Annotated in this window: 16 protein-coding genes; 3 read left to right on the plus strand and 13 right to left on the minus strand. The window is 63.3% G+C overall.

Features of this window, described 5'->3' with window-relative positions; translation table 11 throughout:
* Positions 1 to 140: 140 nt before the first annotated feature.
* From NL528_RS28460 to folE, 10 genes are all read right to left on the minus strand, one after another.
* Complete coding sequence (locus NL528_RS28460) at positions 141 to 1,316, minus strand: DUF2336 domain-containing protein (RefSeq protein ID WP_309177723.1); 1,176 nt, start codon at positions 1,314 to 1,316, stop codon at positions 141 to 143.
* A 314-nt stretch (positions 1,317 to 1,630) separates the two neighbouring features.
* Positions 1,631 to 2,665: a transglycosylase SLT domain-containing protein gene (locus tag NL528_RS28465; protein WP_309177724.1), complete on the minus strand. Its 1,035-nt coding sequence runs from the start codon at positions 2,663 to 2,665 to the stop codon at positions 1,631 to 1,633.
* Between the two features lie 130 nt (positions 2,666 to 2,795).
* A complete protein-coding gene (locus tag NL528_RS28470; protein WP_309177725.1) occupies positions 2,796 to 3,587 on the minus strand; it encodes a c-type cytochrome in 792 nt (263 codons plus the stop codon).
* The gene (locus tag NL528_RS28475; RefSeq protein WP_309177726.1) at positions 3,584 to 5,209 is read right to left on the minus strand and encodes a b(o/a)3-type cytochrome-c oxidase subunit 1; all 1,626 of its coding nucleotides are present in this window, start codon (positions 5,207 to 5,209) and stop codon (positions 3,584 to 3,586) included. Before NL528_RS28475 ends, NL528_RS28470 begins: the two co-directional genes overlap by 4 nt.
* Positions 5,199 to 5,762, minus strand: a complete 564-nt coding sequence (locus NL528_RS28480) for a cytochrome C oxidase subunit II (RefSeq protein ID WP_309177727.1) — start codon at positions 5,760 to 5,762, stop codon at positions 5,199 to 5,201. Before NL528_RS28480 ends, NL528_RS28475 begins: the two co-directional genes overlap by 11 nt.
* A 2-nt stretch (positions 5,763 to 5,764) precedes the next feature.
* A complete protein-coding gene (locus NL528_RS28485; protein WP_171985795.1) occupies positions 5,765 to 5,941 on the minus strand; it encodes a hypothetical protein in 177 nt (58 codons plus the stop codon).
* Positions 5,942 to 5,951: 10 nt separating this feature from the next.
* Positions 5,952 to 7,205, minus strand: coding sequence for a cytochrome c (locus NL528_RS28490; RefSeq protein WP_309177728.1), 1,254 nt, complete (start codon positions 7,203 to 7,205; stop codon positions 5,952 to 5,954).
* 14 nt (positions 7,206 to 7,219) lie between these two features.
* Entirely contained in the window at positions 7,220 to 7,831 is a 612-nt protein-coding gene (locus NL528_RS28495) for a c-type cytochrome (RefSeq protein WP_375144079.1), read from the minus strand.
* Between the two features lie 207 nt (positions 7,832 to 8,038).
* Positions 8,039 to 8,461: a phosphoribosyl-AMP cyclohydrolase gene (hisI, locus tag NL528_RS28500; protein WP_309177730.1), complete on the minus strand. Its 423-nt coding sequence runs from the start codon at positions 8,459 to 8,461 to the stop codon at positions 8,039 to 8,041.
* A gap of 28 nt (positions 8,462 to 8,489) precedes the next feature.
* Positions 8,490 to 9,185: a GTP cyclohydrolase I FolE gene (folE, locus tag NL528_RS28505; RefSeq protein WP_309177731.1), complete on the minus strand. Its 696-nt coding sequence runs from the start codon at positions 9,183 to 9,185 to the stop codon at positions 8,490 to 8,492.
* A gap of 233 nt (positions 9,186 to 9,418) precedes the next feature.
* Between folE and NL528_RS28510 the strand changes: the two genes are divergently transcribed.
* Positions 9,419 to 9,874: an iron-sulfur cluster assembly scaffold protein gene (locus NL528_RS28510; protein ID WP_309177732.1), complete on the plus strand. Its 456-nt coding sequence runs from the start codon at positions 9,419 to 9,421 to the stop codon at positions 9,872 to 9,874.
* A 125-nt stretch (positions 9,875 to 9,999) separates the two neighbouring features.
* On the opposite strand, the gene NL528_RS28515 is transcribed toward NL528_RS28510, so the two are convergent.
* Positions 10,000 to 10,917 carry a hypothetical protein gene (locus tag NL528_RS28515; protein ID WP_309177733.1) on the minus strand — a complete coding sequence of 306 codons (918 nt, stop codon included), beginning with the start codon at positions 10,915 to 10,917 and terminating at the stop codon, positions 10,000 to 10,002.
* A 248-nt stretch (positions 10,918 to 11,165) separates the two neighbouring features.
* Here NL528_RS28515 and yidD point away from each other — a divergent pair, with 248 nt between their 5' ends.
* Both yidD and NL528_RS28525 read left to right on the plus strand, forming a co-directional pair.
* Positions 11,166 to 11,510, plus strand: a complete 345-nt coding sequence (gene yidD, locus NL528_RS28520) for a membrane protein insertion efficiency factor YidD (RefSeq protein WP_309177734.1) — start codon at positions 11,166 to 11,168, stop codon at positions 11,508 to 11,510.
* Positions 11,511 to 11,613: 103 nt separating this feature from the next.
* Positions 11,614 to 11,781, plus strand: coding sequence for a hypothetical protein (locus NL528_RS28525; RefSeq protein ID WP_309177735.1), 168 nt, complete (start codon positions 11,614 to 11,616; stop codon positions 11,779 to 11,781).
* Positions 11,782 to 11,803: 22 nt separating this feature from the next.
* Here NL528_RS28525 and NL528_RS28530 read toward each other — a convergent pair whose 3' ends face one another.
* Positions 11,804 to 12,991 carry a hypothetical protein gene (locus tag NL528_RS28530; RefSeq protein WP_309177736.1) on the minus strand — a complete coding sequence of 396 codons (1,188 nt, stop codon included), beginning with the start codon at positions 12,989 to 12,991 and terminating at the stop codon, positions 11,804 to 11,806.
* Positions 12,992 to 13,032: 41 nt separating this feature from the next.
* Entirely contained in the window at positions 13,033 to 14,403 is a 1,371-nt protein-coding gene (locus NL528_RS28535) for an amino acid permease (RefSeq protein WP_309177737.1), read from the minus strand.
* Positions 14,404 to 14,450 lie beyond the last annotated feature (47 nt).

The raw sequence follows: 14,450 nt of genomic DNA on the forward strand, positions 1-14,450 counted from the left end.
GTCCCTGCGAAAGCAGGGACCCATACGCCGCGGCCTATCCGTGAAGCGATGTGGTGGTTACCTTATCCAGCAATTAGCGGCGGTGGTTATGGGTCCCTGCTTTCGCAGGGACGACGGCTGATATGTTGCTGGAGTTTCGCCTACGCCGCGATCAGATCGTGCTCTGGCGGCGCTATCGCCTCTTCGGCGATCAGCTCGTCGCAGAACATGCGGGCTTCTTCCCTCGCCGATTCCGTCGCAAAGCGGCGCAGCAGGATCAATAGCGGCTCGGCGGCCTGCCGGTCGGTTTCGCAATGGGTCAGCACGCGCTCGACCATGCGGCGGCGCAACCGCGCCGCGCCTCCAACAGTGTCGACGTAGCCGGTTTCGTGGCTGACCTCGAGCGCCACCCTGAACGCCGCGAAAGTCGACTCCGGGAAACCGGCGCGGATCAGCAGCGCCTGCAGGCTGGCGCCGCCGCGGTCATGCAGCAGTGCGGTGACGCGGGCGTGCGGCAGACCTGATAATTCGGCGAGTGAAGCATCGAACAGTTCGAGATTGCCCGACAACAGCGCGCGCAGGATCAATCCGGCAGTCAACTGCCCTGAGGCGCGCAGGTGCCGCACCAGGCCCTGCATGTCCTCGCCGCGCGAGCGCGCCGCGATGTTGACGGTCGAGCGCTCGCGCGCCTCGCCGGCAACCCGCTCCGCCCGATCGGCGCTCAGCCAGTTGCGGGCGACGACGAATTGCGCCAGCGTGTCGGAGAGCTTTGCCACCAGCGCCAGCCGCGTCGCGGCCGGCAGGCCTTCGAGCACCAGCATCGATTCCCGGATCGCAGCGAGATGGCCGTGACGCTCGACGATGCGGTCCCAGGAGAATGGCGCCAGCTCCGCATAGGCATTTTCGATCAGTTCGAGTGCTGCGGCCGGTGAGCCGACTTCGGCGATCGCTGCACTGACGGATGTCGGCAGATTGATGCGGCGGGCGATCGCGCATTGCGTCTCGCTATTGCCGGTAGCTACGATGTCGACGAGGTCGGCGTCGATCAAAAGCGGCGAATATTCGAGCACTGGCAGCGCAATCGAGGGCTGGTCGAGCGACAGCGCCTGCACGATGGCGGCCGGCGCCTCGGCGTTGCGCGCAAACACTTCCGCCATGGCCTGACGCACGAGCGGCGACGGATCGTCGAGCAGCATCAGAAGCGCGCCCTCGGCGGCGCCGCGATCGTCTTCGGAAAGATCTGAAATCAACCAGGCCCGCGCCAGCGACCGCGTCGCCTCGGCCCGCTCGCCCGCCGGAGCGGTACGAATCCAACTGATGAACTGCCGAACGATCATGGTCCTGCCGGCCTACGCAACCCGAAACGACACCGTGACGCGATGCCACTGTCATACAAAATAAACCATGACGCTTAACAAAGGGTTCACCATAAACGGCTGGTTTTATTGACGTTTTGTTAAGGGTGGGAGGGAGCCCGCGGCCTCTCGCGGAAGCGCTTGCCACTTGGCTCGAACCTCATCCTGAGGAGCCGCGCATCTCGCGCGGCGTCTCGAAGGATGGCCGCGGGCGCTACCGGGGCCTCATGGTTCTCTCGGCGATGCGAAGCATCGTCCGGAGACGGCGCGAAGATGCGCCTCCTCACCATGAGGGATCAACTGCTGAACGTGCCGCTGCGGTCGCTGAACAGATCGAGCCGGCCCGGCGGGCGAACCTCGGGCGTCTGTCCGGACAGCGACGACGCAGGCGTCGCCGATGCGACCGAGGTCAGTGACGACGAGTTGCCCCACAATTCCTGCACCGCCGGCGAAATCGGCTGGGTGCGATCGCCGGCCTGGAACAGCGAGCGGAAGATCGGATCGGGCTGCGCCGAAGCGGTCTGCGATGTCGCGGAGACCGGCGTTACGGCACGCGAATCCGGAAAGCTCGAAAGATAAGCGGCGCTGTCGATCGACAGCGCGGGCGTCGGCACGGCGCTCGCGAGCGCAATCCCCTTTTGCGGATCGCCGCCGAGCGCGGCAAACGCCGTGCGCGTGTCCCTGGAATTGGCCGCACCGGCGTAGCGCGAACTCAGCACCGAATAGACTTGCGAGACGCTGCGCGCCTGCCCTGATCGATCATAGAAGATCGAGCGGTTCGCCGCGGCGGCGTTGGGAAACATCCGCGCCGCAGAGGCTTGCGGATTGTCCTCGGCGTTCGAGATCAGTTTTGCGGCGCCGCCGACGCCCATGAAATGCGCCATATACAATTCAGCGTCGGTCGGGCGGCGGCCGATCTTGCCGGTCAGCTTAAAACTGTTGGACTGGCTCAGCACCCCCGCCATCGAGGACGCGGCGTCGGGATCGTCGCGCAGCTTCATGATCGCGGATCGCGCGATGGGATCGCTGACCGAATAGCTGCCGTCGCCGTTCTTGCTGATGGCGTCGGCATATTTGCCGTAGCCAAGCTGGCTGCCGGCTTCCTTGACCGTACCGAGCCAGGTCTGGTCGATGAATTGAAAGAGCCCGTGCGCCGACGAGGTCGAGGCGCCGGCCTTCGGATTGAAGTTGGATTCCATCTTGGCGGTGGTGAGCAGATATTCGAAGCTGGCACCGGTGCTGGAGGCGGCCTGCTTGATGGAGCCCGCAATCTTGAGACGTGTTGGGTTGACACCTGCCGCAGCCGTGGCGTTTGTTGTGTCGACCGACATGTCCTTGGTGCCCCGCTCCTCGCGAAACGACCGCGCGGCCTGTGCGCACTGGCAATCAGCGCCTAATACCGCGCCACCCTGGGACAATTATGGTTAATGGCGGGTTAACGAACGCGCCTCCCCCGGTACCTTACGGCTGGGCTTCGTAATAGCGGGCCACCTGGTCGATCTCTTCGGCCGTCATCTGGCGGGCGATGTTGCGCATCTGCTGGCTGATGTCGTTGCGGCGGGTGCCGGACGCAAACGCGTGCAACTGCGCCTTGATGTAGACCGCGGACTGGCCGCCGAGCCACGGGCTGCCGGCCTTGTTGTCGATGTCGCCATGACAGGAGCCGCAGGGCGGGATATTACGCATCGGCGCCCCCGTGACCACGATCGGCGGCGCCGCAAGCTCTGCATCCAGCTGGTTCGACGGCACCCGCGGCAAATAGGCGTAATAGGCCGCGATATCCAGCATGTCCTGGTTGCTCATGTTCACAGCGAAAGGACTCATGACCACGTTGACCCGTGCGCCGGTCTTGAAATCGTTCAGTTCCTTGTAGGTCACCGCGGCAAACTGCCCCGCGAGGTTCGGCGAATTGGCGTCGCTGACGCCCTGCGGCCCGTGGCAGATCGCGCAGCGTTGCGCCAGTGTCGCACCGCGGCCGATTGAGACCTGATTTGACCTTGTCAGCATCTCCGACGTCATCACGACATTGGAGGTCTTGAAATCGGGTTGGATGGGATTGCCTTGCGAGGACGCGCGCGGCACGCCGGCGGCACTGCAGATCGCGTCCCAGATGCCGCTGAGCTTGAGGTCGGGCTGCGCCAGCGGCAGCCAGATCAGGCCGGCCAGCGCGGCAAGCACCGCGATGGCGGCCGTGACGCCGACGCTGAACCCGAACCAGGGATTGCGAAACGAGAACAGCTTTTGCTCGCTCATCGGCTGGCTCCGACATAGACCGCGGGCACGTTGGTTTCGTTCAGCACCATCAATTGCGCGATCGGATAGCCGTAGTTCACAACGGTGAGGCCGATCATCAAGGCGAGCCAAAGCCCAAAGGAATTGAGCGCAACCGGAATCCGCGCCGGCATGTGCAAGGGCACGCTGAAGCGATAGGCGCCCGCGTCGCTCGCCGCCGCCCTCTGGCCGCGGATCAACACGATCAAAAACAGGACGCCTGACGTCAGCAGCATTAATCCGCCGACCGCCGACATCGACACCGAGAACGCCTGCGGCGAGATCGCGGGATTGGCATAGTCATAGAATGCCATGCGGCGCGGCATGCCGAGAATCCCGACGTAATGCCACGGGAACGTGGTGACGATCATGCCGGCGAACCACAGCCAAAGCTGGGTTCGCATCAGGCCAAAACTTTCCAGCGCGCGGCCGGTCAGATGCGGCCACAGATCGTAGGCGATCGCGAAATACATGATGACGATGGCGCCACCGAAGATCAGGTGGAAGTGCCCGGTGATCCATTGGGTGTTATGTACGCTGGCGTCGAGTTGATAGCTCATATTGATCAGCCCGCCGGCGCCGCCGAAACCGAGCATCACCAGCGACAGCGCGGTCGCCAGCAGGATCGGGTTTTGCCAGGGCAGCGCCCTCATCCATCCAAAAGCCCCGCGGCCGCCGCGGAGGCGGCTCGCGATCTCCGCGGACGCGCAGATGGTGAACACCGTCAGCAAGGTCGGCAGTGCCACAAGCCCCGTGAACACCGAATGCATGAATTTAAAGCCGGCGCCGACCTGCGGGTCGGCAAACAGATGATGCACGCCGATCGGCATCGCCACCACCACGAACAGGATAAAGGAAATCCGCGCCATGGCGTCGCTGTAAAGCCTTCCGCCGATCGCGCGCGGGAGGATCGTGTAATAGGCGATGTAGGTCGGGATCAGCCAGAAATAGACGATGGCGTGCAGCGTCCAGGAGAAGAACACCCGCGCCAAACCGGCGTCGATGGTGGATTTGAGGCCGAGCGCCACCGGCAAGATCTGGAAGATGATTTCCAGCGCCGCGCCAACGGCGGTCCAGCCCCAGAGATAGGAGCCCGCGACATTGGCGAACATCGCCAGCGGCACCGGTTTGTCGGGGTTCTCTCGCTTCCAGACCGCCATATTGATCGGCATCAGCGCGACCCAGATCCATGAGCCGACCACGACCATGACCACGCCGATGTAGTAGAAGGGATTGCCGACCATCGGCGGATAGAAGGTGTACAACACGGACGCGAGGCCCAGCGAAACCGGGATCATCGCCACGACGGCGCCGACGGCGACCAGAAAGAAGCCCGCCCACGCCCAGCGGCGACCGACCAGCGGCTTCTCCAGCGAAGCCTCGGTGATGGCGTAACCGAATCCCATCGCGATCAGGGTCGGAAACACGTAGCCCATCGCCGAGCCATGCGCGGTGACCGAGCGATAGTAAAACTCCGGATTGAAGTGCCAGGCATTGAGGGGGCTGCGCTCGAACATCTGCCACGCGCCGAGCACCAAGGCGACGCCGAACACGATGAAGGCGAGCCAGAAATGCGAAAGAATCAGCCGCTTGTTAGTCAACACAGGTCAGCCTCCGCTTCGCCGCCGTCATGTTGAGAAATTCTGTCTTGTCCATGACCTTGACCTTGCCCCACATGCCCTGATGTCCGATCCCGCAAAATTCCTGGCACGGCATGACGTGCTCGCCCACAGCCTTGAAGCGGATCGGCAGCACCGAAACATAGCCCGGGACCAGCATAGTGTTGATATTGGTGCCCTCGATCAGCAAGCCATGAACCACATCGGCGCTGGTGGCGCGAAGATTGATCGGGGTTTCCGCAGGCACGACGACGCATTGCGGCGTGAAGGAATATTGCTGCCCGATCGCGCGCACCGTGACCGACCCGTCGGCCTCGACCGCGCTGCCGAGATTGCTTTCGATGAATTCGCCGGACAGATGCAGCGTCCTGGGATCGGCAGTCTCGACACGGCCCTGCGGCATCGTCGCCTGATGGATGCCGATGAAGGTCGCCATGCCGACGAGAATACCGACGATCACGATCGACAGCGTCGCCCATCGCCGCTCGATGCGGGCCGCAACCGCTTCGCCGATGCCGTGATCGGTCTCAACAGCCATTGTCAGACGCTCCGCGGCAGGAAGACCAGCAAATAAAACGCAAACCACAGCGCGACCACAACGGCAGTCGCCACACCGGCCACCGCCACTGCACCGCCCGGACCGGCACGGACGATGGTCTCGACCGCTTCGTCTTCGGAGCCGGGTGTAGCCGCCTGCGTCGAGGATGAATTGATCATGACACGCCTTTTAGTTCAGGGTTGCCGCGCGCAGTTCGTTGGCCTGCCGCGCCGAAACGGGCTCGCCGCGATTACCCCAGGACGTCCTGATATAGGTCACGACCGCCGCGACCTCGTCGTCGGACAGCCGGTGCGCAAACGGCGGCATGCCGTAGGGCATCGGATTGCCCGCCGTGCCCGGCGGATAGCCGCCATTGAGCACCATCCGGATCGCGTTGACTGCGGATACCATCTGGATCGACTGGTTGCCGGCGAGCGGCGGATAGTGCGGCGGCATGCCCAGCCCCACCGCGCCGTGGCAGCTGGCGCATTCGCGGTCGTAGATTTGCTTGCCCAAGCTGAGCAACAGGCTGCTTTCGGCCGACGGCAACGACTTCGCCGGCTTCTCCGGCGAGGTGCCCTCCGCTAGCCCCTTCAGGTAGACCGCCATCGCGCGGATGTCGTCGTCATTGAGATATTGCGTGCTGTTGTAGACAACCTCCGCCATCGGCCCGTACACCGCGCCGCGGGTCGATACGCCCTTGCGGAGATAGTCCGTGATCTCCTCGATGGTCCAATCGCCGAGGCCGGCTTCCTTGTTTTGGGTCAGCGACGGCGCGTACCAGTTCTGCATCGGGATCAGACCGCCCTCAAACGCCTGCGACTCCGAACTGCCGCCGAGCGCGTTGATCGCGGTATGGCACATCCCACAATGGCCGAGGCCTTCGACCAAGTAAGCCCCCCGGTTCCACTCCGCCGATTTGGTCGGATCAGGCTTGAACTCGCCCTCCGTGAAGAACAGCGTGCGCCATCCGATGATCAGCGAGCGGTTGTTGAACGGAAACGTCAGTTCGTGCGGCCGGTTCGGCTGCTTCACCGGCGTAATCGAGCGTAAATAGGCATAGATCGCATCGCTGTCTTCGCGCGTCACCTTGGTATAGGAGGCGAACGGCATCGCCGGATAGACCAGCCCGCCATCCGGAAAACGTCCGTTGTGCATCATCTGAAAGAACTGATCGGACGACCACGTCCCGATGCCGGTCTGCGGATCCGGCGTAATGTTCGAGGTGTAAAGCGTGCCGAACGGCGTCTTCATCGGCAGGCCGCCGGCAAAGGTCTTTCCTTCGCGCGCGGTGTGACAGGCGATGCAGTCGCCGGCGCGGGCGAGATATTCGCCTTTGGCGATCAGCGCGGTATCCTGCTGCGCCGTCGCCGGCACGGCGCCGAACAATAGCCAGGAGGTTGCGGCCAGAACCGGGAGCAGAGCTTTCAGGGTTTTCGGCATCTGCGCGATCTCCCTCAGTTCGGCTCGCTGCCGCACGACAGCGGCATCGGCAGGCTGCCGCGCTTGGCAAATGACGGATCCGATGGTGCCGGCCGCGACGACAGCCAGGCCGCAACCGCCTTGACATCGTCTTCGGTCAGAAGGCCGGCAACGATCTGCATGCAATCGGGAGCGGTGGCGGTTCGCGTGCCGTAGCGCCAGCCGCCGAGCTGCGCGCTGATGTAGCTCGCGCGCAAGCCCAGCAAGCCGGGGATCGCCGGCTCCATGCCGCCGAAGGTCGGAGCGTGGCAACCGGCGCAGGCCGGAACGCCGCGCTGCGGATCGCCATGGGTGGCAATCGCTTCGCCGCGCGCCAGAATGTCGTTGCTGACGGTGGGGATCGCGGGCGCCGGAAATGGCGGCCGCAACGAGGCAAAATGTTCGGCGATCTGCTTCAGATAGGCGTCGGGCAGAAACTCCAGCAGATAATTCATCGGCGGGTATTTGCGGCGCCCGTCCCTGAACGCCACCAGTTGATTGTAGAGGTAGCCGGCAGGCTTGCCCGCAAGCCGCGGGAAATACACGTCGCTGGTGCCCTCGCCTGCGGCGCCGTGACACGACGCGCAGGCGAGAACCCGTGCCGCCATGGTGTCAGGCGCGCGTTCAGCGGTCTGCGATTGCGCAGGCCCCCAGGCAAGCCCGATCAAGGTGAGAAAAGTCACAATTGGCAGAAAGCGATGCGTCACCGTCTTTCGCCCCAGCTCAATGACGAGGCTAAACTTTTCTCAAATCAGGCCGACGGAGGCAACGAAGCGCACGTTCGAAGTGGCGTAATTGATCTAGATCAATTATCTCTATTTGCGATAGACTTTTTCCGGGTCGAACAGCCGCTCGGCGTCGACAAATGACAATCGTGTGTCGTCGCCGTTGACCTTGCGATAGAAACACGACCGCCGTCCGGTGTGACAGGCAGCGCCGGTCTGCTCGACACGAATCCAGACCGCGTCCTGATCGCAATCCATCCGCATCTCGATCACGCGCTGGGTGTGACCTGAAGTCTCACCTTTTCTCCACAACCCCTTGCGCGACCGGCTGAAATACCAGGCCTCGCCGCTCGCGATCGTCTTGCGCAGGGCTTCGTCGTTCATATGCGCAACCATCAGCACGTCGCCGCTCGCAGCATCGGTGGCCACGCAGGTCACCAGACCCGACGCATCGAATTTGGGCTGGAATTCCAACCCTTCCTCGCGATCATGGGAATGTGCGGATGTGGACACGGGTAGCCTCGCAAATTCTCAGGCGAGGTTACCGGTTCGGTCCTCGCACCATGGACAGGAAACGCGCCTGCTCCGCCGGATTGTCGCGGAACATGCCGGTAAAGCGGCTGGTGAACGTCATCGCGCCATGCTTGGCGACGCCGCGCACCGACATGCAGGTATGCTCCGCCTCGATCATGACCGCAACGCCGCGCGGTTTGAGAACTTCGTCGATCGCGGCGGCGATCTGGGCGGTCAGGTGCTCCTGGGTCTGCAGGCGGCGCGCAAAGATATCGGTGAGCCGCGCCAGCTTCGACAATCCCACCACCCGCTCGACCGGCGTATAGGCGATATGCGCCCTGCCATAGAACGGCATCATGTGATGTTCGCATTGCGAGGTGAATTCGATGTCGCGGATCAGGACGAAATCGTCATAGCCCGCGGTCTCGCCAAAGGTGCGGTCGAGCACCTCGGCCGGACACTGGTGGTAGCCCTGATAGAGTTCGTCGAAGGCCTCGACCACGCGCCGTGGCGTATCCAACAGACCCTCGCGCGCGGGGTTCTCGCCGATATAGCCAAGCAGCGTCTGCACCGCCTGCTCGGCTTCGGCCCGCGAGGGGCGCGGCTGATCGGCGCGGACGGCAGCCGCCAGGAATTCGGCAGGATCGAGTTCCGCCGGGCGGGTTTCCGGCGCTTTGGTGTCTGTAGATTTGTTGGGGCGGATAGATTTGATCAAGGCGTCCATGTCTTCTCCGTTCGACCGGTCGTTCAGACCGGAGTGTCACCGGGCAGACGGGGCAGCTTTGCCGCCGAACGCCTGAATCCCCTTATCCTAGCATCACACCAGCGGAATTGGCTTCCAATTAGGCCGCAGTGGCGACATGGCCGGACTGTATTTCCGCCATTGCCGTCCATATATAGGACGGTGAAACCCGGCAGCCAAGGGCGCCTCCGCCCGCGACCCCGAGACCCCGATCTATGCTGAACGACATTTACAACAAGCGCATCATCGAGCTGGCCGGCAATATCCCCCGTTTGGGCCGGCTTCCCGACCCCGACGCCAGCGCCACCGCCCACTCCAAATTGTGCGGCTCGACCGTCAAGATCGACCTCAAGATGGACGGGCCGGTGGTCACCGACTTCGCCCATGATGTGAAGGCCTGCGCGCTGGGACAGGCTTCCTGCTCGATCATGGCAAGCCACGTCGTGGGGTCATCGGCGGATGAGCTGCGCGAATTGCGCGAGACCGTGCGCAAGATGCTGAAGGAAAACGGCAAGCCGCCGCAAGGCAAGTGGGCCGACATCGCCCTGCTCGAGCCGGTCCGCGATTACAAGGCGCGCCACGCCTCGACCATGCTGACCTTCGACGCCGTGGTCGATGCGATCGGCCAGATCGAGGCCAAGGCGAAGCAGCCGGCTTCGGCGCACGGCTAAAACTCAGGCCGTCATTCCGGGGCGCGCACAGCGCGAGCCCGGAATCCATACTCACGATCGTGGTTATGGATTCCGGGCCTGCGCCAAGAGGCGCATCCCGGTATGACAACGTTGATAAATTTCCGTTACTTGGCCGGGACCGGCGCGGCCGCGGCCACACCGCCGGTCGGCACCGTCGCTTCAGCGGTCTTGGTCGACTTCGTCGCTTGCGGCAAAGCGTTGCCTTCGACCGTGTTGCTGACAAAACGATCCTGCGTGGGTTTGGATTTCAGTTCGGCAACCGGCACCGACGCAGTGTCCCGCGGCAGCACGTCAGCCACCGCATCGGTGGTCACGATATTGGTCAGCCGCAATTCGGTCGGCGACAATTCGTGCAAATCTTCCCAGGGCGGCACGCTCAGCGCGAGCGACAGCAAGTCACCGGCACCACCCATCTCAAACGTGTATTTGGCGAGACGGCCGATATCGCGCTCCACGATCATCATATCTTGCGCGGTATAGCTTGCTGCCTTGGCGTCGTCGGCGCGGTCGCCCATCCAGATCTGGTGCACGCGGACATGCGCATCTTCAGGCACGTAGCGGGTCTTGCCCGACAACAGCAGGAACACGCACATCGACTCGCAATAGGCCTCCGGTACCACGCTTGGGCGGTCGCCCTGCGGCGTCTGGTTCACGACGCTGACGCCGACCGTCGTCGATGCACCGAGACCGCGGAACCTGCGGCCGAGCGTAATGGAATCGTTGACCGAACCGCCTGAGGAATCGAGCACGATGGTGGCGCCGCCAAGCTGGCGGCCGCGCGCGAAATCCTCGAAATCCTTGGGACTGTCCGCGGTGACGATGCCAACGGCCGAGACCCAGCCCTTGCAGTTCGGCTGGCACGCGACCCATTTGAAGTGCATCGGTAGTTTGCGTTCTTCGAGGGTGACGCCGGCCTGCGCCGAATTGCCCAGCGTCGCGACGGAGCCGGGCAATGCGATACAAAGGGCAGCGGCTCCGAGGAGCGTCAGGCCGCGAAAGCGAAGCGACGTCACAAACCTCAATTTGGTTCCTTCCCCCAAGGCTCGAGTGTGAGCAGTGGCAATGGCCCCATTTCAACGCCACATGATTCTGTCATTGAAGCGTTATCGAAACGGTAATCGTGCTGACCTGTGCCGTCCATAGTACCTTTGCTGCATCGCCCCCAAACCTTTGGATAATTTTGAACTGTGGCGTAAATATCTGCGAAACGTTCGGTTCCCAGCGTTGGAACCCCGCAGAGTTACGGAGATGGTTCCGACCGGGTACCCCCATGAAGCATTCGTTCTCACATTCATCTTCATGCATAGAATGTGCCGGTACGGTTCGGCGTCTGCCGCGCAATGCCGGCCGCGCGCTGATCTGGGTTTACCGGCACACGCTGTCGCCACTGGTCGGATACAACTGCCGGCATTTGCCGACCTGCTCGGTCTACGGCGACGAGGCGATCGAACGGTTCGGATTGTGGGGCGGCGGATGGATGACACTGGCGCGGCTATTGCGCTGTCAGCCCTGGGGCACCTCCGGCATCGACAACGTGCCGCTGGCGCGGCCGCCGGGCGCGCGTTGGTACCTGCCGTGGAAATACGGACGCTGGCGCGGCGTCAACGCGGCGTAGAATCTACTGCGGCGCTTCCAAGCGTCGCGCGCATTGCAGCCACACGGGAACTTTGGTTCCACAATCGCATTGATTTGATGCTTCCGCAGGGAGGACACCAACAATGCGCTGGAAAATCAGCCACCACGGTCATGACCCCAGACAGATCGATCTCCTGGCCGTGCTCGCGCTCCTGATCATCATCGTCGCCGCCTACCACTATTTCGGCGGCCACGCCGAACCGTCGAGCCCAACGGCCTTCATCGAGCCCAGCCAGAGCGTGCGATGGTGAACCCGCTGTGCGCGAGAGGCTTTTAACGCCCGAACCAGAAGAAGCCGCCTCTGGGCTGCGGCTGGACCGGCGCCGGCGGACGAGGCACTCGTGGGCGCGGCGCGCGCGGCGGCGGAGGCTCATCGGTCGATGACGTCGCTTCCGGGCCGGCGGTACCGTCGTCAGGCAATCTGATCGACAATAACAGGTTCGATTCATGCGAGCGCCAGCGATAGCCGATGCCGAAATCCATCGGCTGTGCTCGCTCGAACAGTTCGGCATAGGATTCCTGATACCTGCCCGCGAATTCGGCGATCGGGCCGGCATAGCGGCCGAACGGGAAGAACCGCCATTTCTTCGGGCTGTAATAGGCGAGCGGAATTCCGGAATCGTCCTGGATGATCGTGGCGCTGTTGGCGAGGATGTAGTTGCGCACGGTGCTGAAGTTGCCGGAGTGCAAAAGATACGACGCGCTCTTGAGCAGGCTGTTGCCGGGCGCCAGCGTCGAGCAGAATTTCAGGAAGCCCGAAGCCCTGACGCCGGTATTGGAAAGGTCGGTCGAGAAGTAATACAGCGTCCGTTCCACGCCATCGCTGCCGGCGAAGATGATGCGCGCACCACGCACCGCATTCGCTCCCGGATTTTCGTTGCCGAAATACGCCATGCCCTTGTCGTCCAGCGCGACCGGACTGACGCTGCGGATGGTCTTGCCCGAGCGCGCCAGGAACACATAGAGGATCGGCAGGGTGCCGCTGATCTGGCCGGCGTGCAGATCGACCTTCATCTGCTTGGTGATGAAGAAGGAAAAGCTCAGGATCGAGCCGAGCGAACGCTCAACATTGTAGAGCGCAGCACCAACGCCGCCGCGCGGCAGTCTGGTCAGATCGGGCACCGAGCCCGGCGGCTCGAGCGCGCTCAGCACATAGGTCGTCGCCTTGGAATAGAACGCGTCGGCGTAGAGGAAGTCCGGCCCTGAGAACATGTAGAACATGGTCGGCTTCGGCGCTGCCAGATTGGCATCGGCCCAGGCGCGGATTTTCGACAGCTGGCGCTGTTCGAGCTGCGCGAAAGCCGCATCGAAGAATTTGGCGTGCCGCTGCCAGGAAGGATCCCGGGTCAACGGCGTCAGCGGCGAGTCGGCGGAAGGCTGCATGCCCGCAAGAAATTTCGCGGTATCGTCGGCGGTTACGGTATCGGCAGCGCGCGCGGGCAAGGCTGCCGCGAACAACATCGCAGCAGCCAGCGCCAAACCTCTTCGAGACCAAAGCCTGTTCATTCGCGACCCGGCACTGCGGCCGCAGGGAGAGCTTCCCGCTTGCGGAAAATAGCGTAAATCAACAGGCCTGAAATCATGATCAAAATACCAAGCGCCGACTGCAGCGGGCGATCCGTCAAAAGATAGTACATCATGAAGCCGGTCACGAGCAGGAAAACCACAGGGGTGAACGGGTATCCCCAGGCGCGGTACGGTCGCTTCAGGCCGGGATGCGTGATGCGCAGCTTGATCACGCCAAGCACCGTGAAGAATGAACAAAACAGCAGCGCGAACTGGATGAAATCGAGCACCTTCTCGAAACTGCGCGTGAACAGCATCAGGCTCGCAACCGTGAGCTGGAACAGGATGGCATAGGCCGGCGCGCCGCCCGTCGATCGCCGCGCGAACATACGCAGCGCCGGAATATCCTCGCCCATGGTCATCATGACCCGCGGCCCGATCCACATCATCGCGCTGATCGAGGAGATCAACCCAATGCAGATCATCGCGCTGACGATGCGGCCGCCGATGTCGCCGAAGATGTAGCTGCCGGAAATCCGGGCGACGTCGAGCTGGCCGGCCAGTTTGTCGATCGGCGCGGTGTGCAGGAACACCGCGTTGAGCGCGACGTACAGGATCAGCACGATCAGCGTCCCCGCCAGCATCGCGCGCGGCAGGTTTCGCTCCGGCAGTTGCATCTCGCCGATGATGTAGGTCGCAGCATTCCAGCCCGAGAACGAATACATCACGAACACCAGGCTGATGGCGAACGGCGCGCTGACGATCTGGGAGAGCGACGCGGACGACGGCGCAAACGACACCGGCTGCGGGGTGCCGATCACAAATCCGGCCACCAGGAAGGCAACGATCAGCAGCACCTTGAGGATGGTCGCGATCAACTGAAATGTGCTGGAGTGCCTGACGCCGGTGAGCTGGACCAGCGACACCAGCCAGACCACGCCGATGGCGAGCGCCAGCGGCGGGGCATCGGGAAAGACCGATTTGCCGTATTCCCCGAAGGCCATCGCGGCGAGCGCGACGGGTGCCGCGAAACCGACCGTCGCCGACACCCAGCCCGCCAGGAAGCCGAACGCCGGATGGTAGGCCCGGCTCAGAAAATTATACTCGCCGCTCGAGCGCGGAAACATCGCGCCGAGCTCGCCGTAGGAAAACACCCCGCACAGCGCGACCACGCCGCCGACGGTCCACAGCAACAGGATCGAAAAGCCGGAGGGGATGTCCTTGACCTGAAAGCCGAGGCTGGTGAAGACACCGACGCCGACCATGTCGGCCACGACGATAGCCGCCGCTACCAGCACCGAAACGGTCGGGCCGCCGCCGGGCAACGGGCGGGGCCATGCCGCGCCTCCCGTTTCTGATGCCGCCATGTCGCACCGTACCTTCAGCGCCGCACGCCTGAACCTGCGCATGGTGC

Origin of the sequence: Bradyrhizobium sp. Ash2021 (assembly GCF_031202265.1) — a bacterium.
Classification (GTDB): Bacteria; Pseudomonadota; Alphaproteobacteria; order Rhizobiales; family Xanthobacteraceae; genus Bradyrhizobium.

What these genes read in the sequence shown, in the direction of transcription:
- NL528_RS28485 (WP_171985795.1), bottom strand. Translation starts at nt 5,941, where the DNA reads ATGATCAATTCATCCTCGACGCAGGCGGCTACACCCGGCTCCGAAGAC.
- NL528_RS28525 (WP_309177735.1), top strand. Translation starts at nt 11,614, where the DNA reads ATGCGCTGGAAAATCAGCCACCACGGTCATGACCCCAGACAGATCGAT.
- NL528_RS28495 (WP_375144079.1), bottom strand. Translation starts at nt 7,831, where the DNA reads ATGGCGGCACGGGTTCTCGCCTGCGCGTCGTGTCACGGCGCCGCAGGC.
- NL528_RS28535 (WP_309177737.1), bottom strand. Translation starts at nt 14,403, where the DNA reads ATGGCGGCATCAGAAACGGGAGGCGCGGCATGGCCCCGCCCGTTGCCC.
- NL528_RS28510 (WP_309177732.1), top strand. Translation starts at nt 9,419, where the DNA reads ATGCTGAACGACATTTACAACAAGCGCATCATCGAGCTGGCCGGCAAT.
- NL528_RS28460 (WP_309177723.1), bottom strand. Translation starts at nt 1,316, where the DNA reads ATGATCGTTCGGCAGTTCATCAGTTGGATTCGTACCGCTCCGGCGGGC.
- NL528_RS28530 (WP_309177736.1), bottom strand. Translation starts at nt 12,991, where the DNA reads ATGTTGTTCGCGGCAGCCTTGCCCGCGCGCGCTGCCGATACCGTAACC.
- NL528_RS28480 (WP_309177727.1), bottom strand. Translation starts at nt 5,762, where the DNA reads ATGGCTGTTGAGACCGATCACGGCATCGGCGAAGCGGTTGCGGCCCGC.
- NL528_RS28470 (WP_309177725.1), bottom strand. Translation starts at nt 3,587, where the DNA reads ATGAGCGAGCAAAAGCTGTTCTCGTTTCGCAATCCCTGGTTCGGGTTC.
- folE (WP_309177731.1), bottom strand. Translation starts at nt 9,185, where the DNA reads ATGGACGCCTTGATCAAATCTATCCGCCCCAACAAATCTACAGACACC.
- NL528_RS28490 (WP_309177728.1), bottom strand. Translation starts at nt 7,205, where the DNA reads ATGCCGAAAACCCTGAAAGCTCTGCTCCCGGTTCTGGCCGCAACCTCC.
- NL528_RS28465 (WP_309177724.1), bottom strand. Translation starts at nt 2,665, where the DNA reads ATGTCGGTCGACACAACAAACGCCACGGCTGCGGCAGGTGTCAACCCA.
- yidD (WP_309177734.1), top strand. Translation starts at nt 11,166, where the DNA reads ATGAAGCATTCGTTCTCACATTCATCTTCATGCATAGAATGTGCCGGT.